We start from the raw sequence: 3,042 nt of genomic DNA, 5'->3' as shown, positions 1-3,042 counted from the left end.
CCGGTGGCACGGGCGAAGATGTCGGCATGGTCGAACGCCTCGGTCTGCCCCGGCAGGGTCAGCCGCATGGGCCCGTCATCCACGGTCGCTGGGCCGGTGCGGACCGTAGGGCTAGCGCGCGGGCGGCCCGATGTCAACGACCGTCAGGCATGGCCGCGTCCCGTCATGCGCCGCGTGCGGGACCCGGGCCGAGATGATCGAGGAGCCAAGATGGCGGTTCTGACCAGCGACGGCGCAACGCTCCGGGCCTTCGCCGATTCGGTGTTGCGGGCCGCCGAGGAAACCCTGGACGAGGTCCTGCCGGTGACGCTCGCGGTCATCGGCGGCATCCTCGCCGAAGCGGAGCCCGGCTCCGTGGCGCTTCAGAGCGCGGATGACGGGCCGCCCCTGCTCTGGGCGACCTTCGCCGGGCACCGCATGGTCTTCCGCTACAACCCGATGACGGCGATGATCGAGCTGCGCATCGGCACCGACGAGGGCTACCCGTTCCGCCTGTTCGGCCACCGCTCGCTTCAGATGGACATCGCCAACTTCTTCGGGAGCCTGCGTCGCGAAGGGCGGATCTGATGCATCGTCCCGGGCGCTGCGAGTCGGCAGCCGCGTCTCAGCGGAAGCCCTGGTTCCGCAGCCGGCAATAGCCGCCCATATCCTGATAGCCCGCGGGGCAGCGGCGGGCGCAGGTCCCCGCCACGTACTTGAGCGGCGGCCGGCAGGCATGGCGGAAGCGCTTCTGCCCGTACACGAAGGACTGGGCGGGGCTCTGCGCGAAGGCCGGCAGAGGGGGGGATGCGACCGCGAGGAGGAGCGTCGCGGTGGCGAAGAGGCGGAGGGTCATGGCGATTCCGATCCGGGATGCGCCTCTCAACCCACTGACCACGCCTCGAGTTCACGTCCGCGCGCCACCGAGCGGTCGGCGCGCGGCGATCGACTCAGGAGGCGACGCGCTCCTCGTGCGGCTCCAGCACCGCCATCAGGTCGGCCGTGACCTTGTCGATCGGCTGCATGCCGTCGATGGTCTCCAGCATGCCCTGCTTGGCGTAATAGGCCGACAGCGGGGCCGTCTGGGCGCGATAGGCCTCGAGACGCTGCTTGAACACCTCCGGGGTGTCGTCCTTCCGCACCGCCTGGCCGCGGGCCAAGGTCTCGGCGGCCCGCTTCTCGATGCGGCCGACCAGGGCGTTCTCGTCGACCTTCAGCTCGACCACCGCGGAGAGGCCCATCCCCTTGCCGGCCAGCATCGTGCCGAGGGCCTCCGCCTGCGCCACCGTGCGCGGGAAGCCGTCCAGGATGAAGCCGCGGCGGGCATCCGCCTCCTCGATCCGCTCGGCGACGATGCCGACCACGATCCGATCCGAGACGAGACCGCCGGATTCCATCACGGCCTTGGCCTCGAGGCCGATCGGCGTCCCGGCGGCTACGGCCGCCCGAAGCATGTCGCCGGTGGAAAGCTGCGGGATGCCGAAGCGCTGTACGATCCGCTCGGATTGCGTCCCCTTCCCCGCACCGGGCGGCCCGAGCAGAATGATACGCATGGCGTTGTCCTCGTTCGGCCCACTCTCTCTGTGGGCACAAGCCGTGGTGGCGAAGCCTCCCTGGCATCGCCGGGTTCGGGGTCTTCTAGCCGGTCAGGGCCCGACAGGCATCCAGACCTTTGGGCCAGAGGCGGGCGTGTCCTTGGTGACGGCCCGCCTCTGTAGCAGGCTCAGCGCCGGCGTTGCGTGGTCGAGGCGCCACGCAGCTTGGCCTTCTTCACGAGGCCCTCGTACTGATGGGCCATCAGGTGCCCGTGGATCTGCGCCACGGTGTCCATCGTGACCGAGACCACGATCAGCAGCGACGTGCCGCCGAAACCGAGGCTCGCCGCCGCGTAGGACGACAGGATCTCCGGGCACAGGCACACCAGGGTCAGGTACAGCGCGCCGATCACCGTGATGCGGGTCAGCACCTTGTCGATGAACGCCGCGGTGCGCTCGCCCGGCCGGATGCCCGGGATGAAGCCGCCATGCTTCTTCAGATTGTCGGCCGTCTCCTGCGGGTTGAAGACCACCGCGGTGTAGAAGAACGTGAAGAAGATGATCAGCGCCGCGTAGAGCACCATGAACAGCGGGGTGCCGTGGCCGAGATAGGCCGTCACCGTGCCGAGCCAGCCGGTGGCGCCGCCATTGGCCGAGAAGCTCGCGGCGGTCGCCGGCAGCAGCAGAAGCGACGAGGCGAAGATCGGCGGGATCACGCCCGAGGTGTTGAGCTTGAGCGGCAGGAACGAGGTCTGGCCCTCGTACATGCGGTTGCCGACCTGGCGCTTCGGGTAGTTGATCAGGAGGCGGCGCTGGGCGCGCTCCATGAACACGATGAAGTAGACGAGCGCCACGGCGGCGACGCCGACGCCCAGGATGATCGCCGGGGACAGGGCACCGGTGCGTCCGAGTTCCAGCGCGCCCGCGATCGCCACCGGCAGGTGGGCGACGATGCCCGCGAAGATGATCAGCGAGGAGCCGTTGCCGATGCCGCGCGAGGTGATCTGCTCGCCGAGCCACATCAGGAACAGGGTGCCGCCGGTGAGCGTGATCACCGTCGAGGCCAGGAAGAACGGTCCCGGATCGATCGCGGCCGAGGAGCCCTGCAGGCCGATGGCGATGCCCCAGGATTGCACCAAAGCCAGCACCACCGTCAGGTAGCGGGTGTACTGGTTGATGACCTTGCGGCCGGACTCACCCTCCTTCTTCAGCGCCTCCAGGCTCGGGATCACCGAGGTCAGGAGCTGCACGATGATCGACGCCGAGATGTACGGCATGATGTTCAGGGCGAAGATCGCCATGCGCTCGACCGCGCCGCCCGAGAACATGTTGAACAGGCCCAGCACGCCGCCCGATTGCTGCTGGAAGTTTCGGGCGAACTGCTCCGGGTCGATGCCGGGGATCGGGATGTACGTGCCCAGCCGGAACACCACGAGGGCGCCGAGCGTGAACCAGATGCGCTTCTTCAGCTCATCGGCCTTGGCGATCGCACCGAAATTGAGGTTGGCGGGCAGCTGCTTCGCGGCTG

Annotated in this window: 4 protein-coding genes; 1 reads left to right on the top strand and 3 read right to left on the bottom strand. The window is 68.7% G+C overall.

Annotated features, from left to right (window positions below):
• Nucleotides 1-210 precede the first annotated feature (210 nt).
• Nucleotides 211-567, top strand: coding sequence for a hypothetical protein (locus I53_RS22865; protein ID WP_043355044.1), 357 nt, complete (start codon nt 211-213; stop codon nt 565-567).
• A 37-nt stretch (nt 568-604) separates the two neighbouring features.
• Here I53_RS22865 and I53_RS22860 read toward each other — a convergent pair whose 3' ends face one another.
• From I53_RS22860 to secY, 3 genes are all read right to left on the bottom strand, one after another.
• Nucleotides 605-835 carry a hypothetical protein gene (locus I53_RS22860; protein WP_043355042.1) on the bottom strand — a complete coding sequence of 77 codons (231 nt, stop codon included), beginning with the start codon at nt 833-835 and terminating at the stop codon, nt 605-607.
• A gap of 94 nt (nt 836-929) precedes the next feature.
• Nucleotides 930-1,532 carry an adenylate kinase gene (locus I53_RS22855; protein ID WP_043355040.1) on the bottom strand — a complete coding sequence of 201 codons (603 nt, stop codon included), beginning with the start codon at nt 1,530-1,532 and terminating at the stop codon, nt 930-932.
• 170 nt (nt 1,533-1,702) lie between these two features.
• Nucleotides 1,703-3,042: preprotein translocase subunit SecY (gene secY / locus I53_RS22850; protein ID WP_106428194.1), on the bottom strand; the 1,340-nt coding region annotated here is incomplete at its 5' end.

It is taken from the genome of Methylobacterium sp. B1 (assembly GCF_000333255.1).
Lineage (GTDB): Bacteria > Pseudomonadota > Alphaproteobacteria > Rhizobiales > Beijerinckiaceae > Methylobacterium > Methylobacterium fujisawaense.
This window is presented reverse-complemented; position numbering and strand designations above follow the sequence as displayed.